Source organism: Moorella naiadis (nom. illeg.) (assembly GCF_051020825.1).
GTDB classification, from domain to species: domain Bacteria; phylum Bacillota; class DSM-521; order Neomoorellales; family Neomoorellaceae; genus Neomoorella; species Neomoorella naiadis.
The window spans coordinates 1-1,866 of the sequence record NZ_JAXGFQ010000073.1 but is presented as its reverse complement, the minus strand read 5'-3'; the positions used below and the strand labels follow the sequence as shown (position 1 = coordinate 1,866).

At 56.8% G+C, this 1,866-nt stretch carries 2 protein-coding genes; both read right to left on the bottom strand.

The genetic code is table 11. From position 1 onward, the window contains the following. Window positions 1-226 precede the first annotated feature (226 nt). Window positions 227-454, bottom strand: coding sequence for a sulfurtransferase TusA family protein (locus SDD30_RS17325; protein ID WP_434076180.1), 228 nt, complete (start codon window positions 452-454; stop codon window positions 227-229). A 58-nt stretch (window positions 455-512) separates the two neighbouring features. After that, a complete protein-coding gene (locus SDD30_RS17320) occupies window positions 513-1,658 on the bottom strand; it encodes an MFS transporter (protein WP_434076179.1) in 1,146 nt (381 codons plus the stop codon). Between the last annotated feature and the right edge of the window lie 208 nt (window positions 1,659-1,866).

The window sequence follows — 1,866 nt, the reverse complement described above, 5'->3', positions numbered from 1 at the left end:
ACCCTGCTGGCCCTGGAACTGGAGGAACTGACCCTGGAACAAAAAATAATCCTGGCCTATAACCGCGAAAGGGTCCAATCCAGGCTGGGCAAAGCCTTTATTAACTTCCTGCGTTCCCCCAACCGGGGTTTCTGTTGATAAGGCGTTTCTTTTCGAGTCAAAGGTAGAGACCGGCAGGATACCCCTGGCTCCCTATAACCTCCTACCACGCTTTTCGCTATGCCGCCTATTTCACCCGCCGTACAGTTAATTGCCAGATGCCGTTGTCGATTTCTTTAACGGAAGTTTTATAACCCTTACGGCGCATCTCATTATTAATAGTTATGTAGGCACAGCTGTGGTCGGTTTCCAGGACAACGGCATCGCCCACCTCTAGGTCTTTTAACTTCTCCCGGATCTTAATATTGGGCACCGGGCACATCTCGCCCAGGGCATCAATAAAGTATTCGGCCATCAACCACTCCCCCCTGGTTATCATATTTGGCCTCTAATACCCGCTCCAGCTTCCAGGTTTATACCCGGGCCGGCCGCAGGACCCACCACATGCCCAGGGAAGCCAGCATGCCTGCCGCGCCGCCGAAGTAAAAGGGCGCCTGGGCCCCGAAGGTATCCCACAAAAAACCGGCCAGGGTGGAAGCCGGCAGGAGGCCGATGCCCACCATGGTAGCGTGGAGACCGATGAGGGTGGCCTTCTGCTCCGGGGGCGCGATATCCGCCACCAGGGCCTTTTCTACCCCCTCAGTAAAGCCGATATAGATGCCGTACACGGCGAAGAGCCACCACATGGCCACCGGGTCTTTGACCACCGCAAAACCCAGGTAGACCAGGCCATAGGCCAAGTAACCGAGGACCAGCAACGTCCGCCGACCGATGCGGTCTGACAGGTGACCGGCAGGGTAAGAAACCAGGCTGTAGACCAGGTTGTAAACCAGGTACAAGAGAATAACCGTTTCCGGGGCAAAGCCCAGGCCCCTGGCCCGCAAAAGCAGGAACTGGTTGGAGGAGTTGCCCAGGGTAAAGAGAAAAACAACCACCAGGAAGGCCCGCAGGCGCGGGTCGAGGACCCGCCAGTTGAGGGATGGTTTCTTCGTTGGGATCCCGGCCGGGCCCTTTTCCCGGACCAGGAACAGGACCGCTACCCCCAGGACGGCCGGGATAAGGGAGTAAAGGAAAACCGCCCGGTAATCCCCCCGGTAACCGGTCAGGAAATAATAGGCCAGCACCACCCCCAGGCTGGCCCCCAGGGTATCCATTAAGCGGTGCAGGCCGAAGGCGGCTCCCCGCTGCCCCACCACGGCGGCTTCGGCAATAATGGCGTCCCGGGGAGCGGTCCGCACCCCTTTGCCAAAGCGATCGGCTAGGCGGCCTGCCAGCACCCAGCCCCAAGAGGTAGCCAGGACTAGAAAGACCTTGCCCAGGGCCGAAAAGCCGTAGCCGCCGATAGCCAGGGGTTTCCTGCGGCCGAGGCGGTCGGAGATGGCGCCGGAAAAAACCTTGAGGAGGCTGGCCAGGCTTTCGGCCAATCCTTCGATAATACCGACGAGGCCCGGGCTGGCGCCCAGGGCCGCGGTCAGGTAAAGGGGCAACAGGGGATAAACCATCTCCGTAGAGATATCCGTCAACAGGCTGGTGAGACCGGTAATGAGGACGTTAAACATGGAAATGGCTCCTTGAGATCTTGATGGATACTACTGGTATGAATAATAGCCAGGATGATTACTCTTTTATTTACTACGCGGTAAATAACCCTATGTTTGCCGGCATTATTTCCCTAATATCTGGCCTTGATCACTAGCGTTGCATAAAAATCTGCAGCTTACCCCAAGGCAATATATGGAAACTGGATACGTGTAACATAATAACATT

Coding starts and splice junctions, on each gene's coding strand:
- SDD30_RS17325 (WP_434076180.1), bottom strand. CDS start 454: ATGGCCGAATACTTTATTGATGCCCTGGGCGAGATGTGCCCGGTGCCC.
- SDD30_RS17320 (WP_434076179.1), bottom strand. CDS start 1,658: ATGTTTAACGTCCTCATTACCGGTCTCACCAGCCTGTTGACGGATATC.